This window comes from Bartonella sp. AA83SXKL (genome assembly GCF_042196965.1).
Taxonomy (GTDB): domain Bacteria; phylum Pseudomonadota; class Alphaproteobacteria; order Rhizobiales; family Rhizobiaceae; genus Bartonella.
This window is the reverse complement of the sequence record NZ_JBHIRG010000324.1, coordinates 1-567: the sequence shown is the minus strand read 5'-3', so window position 1 is coordinate 567 and position 567 is coordinate 1. Positions and strand designations below refer to the sequence as shown.

The 567-nt window shown below is 44.6% G+C and carries 1 pseudogene; it reads left to right on the top strand.

Going from position 1 to position 567, the window contains the following annotated elements:
* Window positions 1-482, top strand: a pseudogene (locus tag ACFINO_RS11410) (hypothetical protein); the annotation flags it as partial.
* Between the last annotated feature and the right edge of the window lie 85 nt (window positions 483-567).

Sequence of the window (567 nt, the reverse complement as noted above, 5' to 3'; positions counted from 1 at the left end):
AACCTTTCACGTTGTTTCCAGTATTTACGACAGGTTATACTTTAGAACAGTTAGATGAGATCTCGATCAATCTTGAGACATTACCGGCTTCTTTAGACAGCCCTCGTTGGCAAAGTGGCGCCCCAATGCTTGGTGCTTTTGATGATGAAAATCGGCTTGTTATGTTTACGGGAGCACCGATGGAGGCAACGGTTGTTTCGCAAGAATTGGGAGCACCAGATGGAAGTTTTAACTTTATCACGAAGATGTTTGCTGAAGTTGATACGACGGAAGGTCTTTTAAGCATAGGAGAGCGTCGTCTTCGCAATAATCAGACGCCGATTACATGGCACCAAGAGAGGGCATGTTCATATGTCACGGGCGCTTATCATGGTCGTTCGCGCAATCGTTATCACCGCTTTAAATTGCGTATTCCTGAAGGCGTTCATTGGAACCATATCACAGGGTTTAATGTGGATTTACGTCCTTTAGGCAGAGGGTAATGGCAAAAGTCTTTTTGACCACGTCTTGGGATATGGAGCGTATAGCGCCTTATCTTGAAGACATCATTGCATCCTTTAGAGAGTA